1 protein-coding gene is annotated in these 431 nt (G+C 70.1%); it reads left to right on the top strand.

Annotated elements, in window-relative coordinates:
- The coding region (locus G5B31_RS20980) for an SIS domain-containing protein (protein WP_165020124.1) at positions 1-431 on the top strand (431 nt) is incomplete at both ends.

Below are 431 nucleotides of genomic sequence, written 5' to 3'. Positions count from 1 at the left end.
CACTACACCGGCGGCGGCGCCCTGCGCCTGCCCGAGGGGCTGGACTTCGCCGCCGTCGACCGGGTGGTGCTGGTGGCCTGCGGCACCGCCTCCTATGCCTGCCATGTGGCGAAATACTGGTTCGAGCAGCTGGCCGGCCTGCCCGCCGACATCGACATCGCATCGGAGTTCCGCTACCGCGACCCGGTGCTGTCGCCTGCCTCGATGGCCGTCTTCGTCAGCCAGTCGGGCGAGACCGCCGACACCCTGGCAGCCCTCCGCCATGTGAAGGAGAAGGTGGCCAAGGTGGTCTCGGTGGTGAACGTCCCCACCTCCTCCATCGCCCGCGAGAGCGACCTCGCCCTGCCGATCCTGGCCGGGGTGGAGGTCGGCGTCGCCTCGACCAAGGCCTTCACCTGCCAGCTGACCGTGCTGGCGCTGATGGCGCTGAA

Origin of the sequence: Rhodobacter sp. SGA-6-6, from assembly GCF_011043545.1 — a bacterium.
GTDB lineage: Bacteria > Pseudomonadota > Alphaproteobacteria > Rhodobacterales > Rhodobacteraceae > Pseudogemmobacter.
This window is presented reverse-complemented; position numbering and strand designations above follow the sequence as displayed.